This window comes from Xanthomonas sp. SHU 308 (assembly GCF_000364645.1).
GTDB classification, from domain to species: domain Bacteria; phylum Pseudomonadota; class Gammaproteobacteria; order Xanthomonadales; family Xanthomonadaceae; genus Xanthomonas_A; species Xanthomonas_A sontii.
On record NZ_AQOK01000370.1, the window covers coordinates 1 to 3,539 of the forward strand.

Consider the following 3,539-nt stretch of genomic DNA (forward strand, 5'->3'; position numbering starts at 1 on the left):
CGCCGGCGCGGCGGCTTCGCGCTGCGCCAGCGCCTGCAGCGCCGCGTGCCCTGGGGCGCGTTCGCAGACCGGGTCCAGGGTCGCGGCATCGCCGCTCAGCGCCAGCGCCTGGCAGCGGCAGCCGCCCCAGTCGATCTCGCGCTTCGGGCAGCCCTGGCACACCTCGGGCATCCAGGCGCTGCCGCGGAAGCGCACGAAGGCCTCGCCGTCTTCCCAGATCGCCGCCAGCGGGCGCGCGCGCAGGTTCTCGAAGCGCATGTCCGGCAGGGTTTCGGCGGCGTGGCAGGGCAACACGTCGCCGCGCGGGGAGATGTTGACGAAGCGCTGGCCCCAGCCGCCCATGCAGGCCTTGGGCCGGTGCGCGTAGTAGTCGGGGGTGACGAAGTCGATGTGCAGGCGGTCCTGCAGGCGCAGCCGGGCGGCCTCCACCGCGGCCACGGTGGCGTCGATCTGCGCGCGGCTGGGCATCAGCGCAGCGCGATTGCGCAGGCCCCAGCCGTAGTATTGGGTGTGCGCCACTTCCAGGCGTTCGGCGCCGAGTTCCAGCGCCAGCTCGATCATCGCCGGGACGCGTTCGGCGTTGTGGCGGTGGATCACCGCGTTGATCGTCAGCGGCAGGTCGAGCGCGCGCACCGCCGCGGCAAAGGCGCGCTTCTTGGCCAGGCTGTCGCGGTAGCCGGCGATGCGGTCGGCGCCGGCGGCGTCGGCGTCCTGGACGCTCAGTTGCACGTGTTCCAGCCCGGCCGCGGCCAGGGCGGCCAGCATCGGTGCGCCGCCGGCCACCCCGGAGGTGATCAGATTGCTGTACAGGCCCAGCGCACGCGCATGCGCGACCAACTCGGGCAGGTCCTTGCGCAGCATCGGCTCGCCGCCGGAGAAATGCGCCTGCAGTACGCCCATCGCCGCCGCCTGGTCCAGCGCCGAGCGCCAGCCGGCCGTATCCAGTTCCTCGCGCAGGCCGGCCAGTTCGATCGGGTTGGAGCAATACGGGCAGGCCAGCGGGCAGCGGTGGGTCAGCTCCAGCAGGATCGACAGCGGCGGCGGCACCGGCGTGTTCATGCGCGCAGCAGCCGCTTGGCGTGCAACTGCTGCGCCAGCTCGCGCACGTCGCGTTCGACCTCGGCCGGGTCGGCCTCGAATTCTGCGGCCAGTTCCGTGGCGATCGTCGCCAGGCTGCGGACGCCGTCGCAGCGCGAGACGATGGCGTGGGCGATCTCGTCCAGTTCGATCACCCGCTCCGGTGCCAGCAGCACCCATTGGTCGCGGGCGCGGTCGTGCTGCAGGCGCACGCCGGCGGCGAGCCGCGGTTGGCTGCTCGCGTCCAGCGTGCTCATGCCGCTGCCTGCGCGGTGTCCGGCACGAACGCGTCCGGCCAGGCCACGCCCGGTTGCACGTAGGCGAAGTGCAGCGCATCCAGTTGCGACCACAGCACGCCGCACTTGAAGCGCAGCGCGTCCTGCACCAGGTGCTGCTTCTCCACGGTGTCGGCGTGGCGTTTGACGTAGTCGAGGGCGAAGTCCGAATCGCGCGGCGCCTCGTGCAGGCGATGCTCGAAATACGCCAGCGCCTCGCGCGAGACGAAATCGTAGTGCTGCAGCATGCCGGCGACGCGGTGGCCGATGATGCCGGGCGCGAACAATTCGGTCAGCGACGAGGCGATGGCCTCCAGCAGGCTCTTTTCGCGCACGAAGTGCAGGTAGGCCTGCACCGCGAAGCGGGTGCCGGGCAGCAGGCCGCGGCCGGACTGCACCAGGTCGCGGTCCAGCCCGAGCGCGTCGGTCAGGTGCAGCCAGCGGGCGATGCCGCCTTCGCCATCGGCGCTGCCGTCGTGGTCGACGATGCGCTGGCGCCAGATCCGGCGCAGTGCCGGGTCGTCCATCCGCGCCAGGATCGCCGCGTCCTTGAGCGGGATGCAGCGCTGGTACTCGTAGCGGTTCAGCGCCCAGGCCTGGACCTGGCCGCGGTTCAGGCGCCCGCTGTGCAGCAGGGCGTGGAAGGGGTGCTGGTCGTGGTACAGCCGCGCGCCGATCGCGCGCAGCGCGGCTTCCAGTTGATCGGGGCTCAGCAATGCGCTCACGGGCTTGGTCTCGCAGGTGATGCGGGAAGGCGGGTCACAGCGCGATCTCCATGCCGTCGTGGGCCACGTCCCAGCCGTGCGCGGCGACGGTGGCGCGCTCGGCGGAGCCGGCGTCGAGGATCGGGTTGGTGGTGTTGATGTGGATGAAGACCTTGCGTGCCACGCCCAGGTCGGCGAAGGCATGCAGGGTGCCGGCCTCGCCGTCGATGCTCATGTGGCCCATGCGCTGGCCGGTCTTGGCGCTGATGCCGAGCTGCACCAGCTCGTCGTCGCGCCACAGGGTGCCGTCGAAGAACACCAGTTCGGCGCCGCGCAGGCGCTCGCGCAGGGCGTCGGTCAGCGCCGCGCAGCCGGGGATGTAGTGCAGGCGGTGCGTGCCGTCGTCGATGGTCAGACCCAGCGTCTCCTCGGCCGAGCCGGCCAGGTCGCCGCTGTGGCGGGATTCCATGAACAGCGGCACCTTGCCCGGCACCGCGAATGGTGTGACCTGCAGGCCGAGCAGCGACAGCGGTGTGTCCAGGGCGAACGGATGGCGGTGCACGTAAGCCGGGTGCAGCGCGTCGAACACCGGGTTCTGCGCCAGCAGGTCGAGCACGCGGCTACTCGCGTACAGGTCGAAGCGCTGGCTCTCGCGCATCGACAGCAGCCCGGCGATATGGTCGATCTCGCCGCTGGTCAGCAGCACCGCCTCGATCGGCGAATGGCGCTGGTCGCGCTGCGGCCATAGTGCGGGGGTGGCCAGCACCTGCTGGCGGAAATCGGGTGAGGCGTTGATCAGCAGCCAGCGCTGGCCATCGACGCTGACCGCGATGCTGGCCTGGGTACGGCGTTGGGCACCCGGGTGTTGCTGCCACGCGCGTTGGCTCGCGGGCGTGTGGCAGTTCCACTGCGGATGCCCTCCGCCTGCCGCCGATCCCAAAACGATGAGGTGCATCCGGTCTCCGTTTTTAGCGCCTGGCCGGTCGCGCTTCGGTCGCGGGAAGGGAGGAGTGCGCGGGTCAGAGCTCGCCGGAGGCGTAGCAGTTTATTTCCGCGCCGACGCAGATTTCGCGGATCACAGGCTTGTTCCACTTCTTCATGTGCGTTTCCTCTTCGAGTCGGTCTAGGGACGACGGCAGCGGCGCATGCAGACAGCAGCGGGTCGCCATCGCGTTCGAGCATAGGCGCGGGGATTGGGGCGGTTGTGAAATTCCGGTAAAACCGCTGCAAGTCGCAACCGGATCACAGTGACGCGGCGGTGCGTATCCGCGGGGCGCCCCCGGCGCGCGGCCGGCGCAATTGTGAGAACGCGCACAAGCGCGTTAGTGTAGGCGGCACCGTTTCGTCGACTGCGTCCGTCCTTGAACCACACCGTCCACTCCGGCCTGGAGGCGTTGCTGCAGCGCCCGTCGGCCGCGACCCTGGCGCCCGCCCTGCGCGCGGCGCTGCTGCAGGCCTGGCAGGCACAGGCCGAGCCGCTGCC

General features: G+C 70.8%; 4 protein-coding genes. All 4 read right to left on the reverse strand.

Going from position 1 to position 3,539, the window contains the following annotated elements:
• Nucleotides 1–1,059, reverse strand: a 1,059-nt coding sequence (gene pqqE, locus D588_RS0112675) for a pyrroloquinoline quinone biosynthesis protein PqqE (protein WP_017916242.1), incomplete at its 3' end; no start/stop codon positions are given.
• Complete coding sequence (gene pqqD, locus D588_RS0112680; protein WP_017916243.1) at nt 1,056–1,334, reverse strand: pyrroloquinoline quinone biosynthesis peptide chaperone PqqD; 279 nt, start codon at nt 1,332–1,334, stop codon at nt 1,056–1,058. The genes pqqD and pqqE, both read right to left, overlap by 4 nt.
• Nucleotides 1,331–2,077, reverse strand: a complete 747-nt coding sequence (gene pqqC, locus D588_RS0112685) for a pyrroloquinoline-quinone synthase PqqC (protein WP_026143662.1) — start codon at nt 2,075–2,077, stop codon at nt 1,331–1,333. Before pqqC ends, pqqD begins: the two co-directional genes overlap by 4 nt.
• Nucleotides 2,078–2,111: 34 nt before the next feature.
• Complete coding sequence (pqqB, locus tag D588_RS0112690) at nt 2,112–3,011, reverse strand: pyrroloquinoline quinone biosynthesis protein PqqB (RefSeq protein WP_026143663.1); 900 nt, start codon at nt 3,009–3,011, stop codon at nt 2,112–2,114.
• Between the last annotated feature and the right edge of the window lie 528 nt (nt 3,012–3,539).

What these genes read in the sequence shown, in the direction of transcription:
- pqqD (WP_017916243.1), bottom strand. Translation starts at nt 1,334, where the DNA reads ATGAGCACGCTGGACGCGAGCAGCCAACCGCGGCTCGCCGCCGGCGTG.
- pqqB (WP_026143663.1), bottom strand. Translation starts at nt 3,011, where the DNA reads ATGCACCTCATCGTTTTGGGATCGGCGGCAGGCGGAGGGCATCCGCAG.